1 rRNA gene is annotated in these 240 nt (G+C 46.2%); it reads left to right on the forward strand.

The features are described 5' to 3' along the window. Positions 1-240: ribosomal RNA gene (locus ACYQ4O_RS13205) — 23S ribosomal RNA — on the forward strand; the annotation flags it as partial.

Below are 240 nucleotides of genomic sequence, written 5' to 3' on the forward strand. Positions count from 1 at the left end.
TCATGCGAGGCGAACGAGGAGAACTGAAACATCTAAGTATCCTCAGGAAAAGAAATCAACCGAGATTCCGGCAGTAGCGGCGAGCGAACCCGGAGCAGCCTAGTTTTTGATAGTTTGGATGATAGAAGAATGAGATGGAAAGCTCAGCCAAAGAAGGTGATAGCCCTGTATTTAAAATTGTCCGAATGGTACTAAGAAGACGAGAAGTAAGGCGGGACACGAGGAATCCTGTCTGAAGAT

The sequence above is a fragment of the Turicimonas sp. TL08 genome (assembly GCF_054660695.1).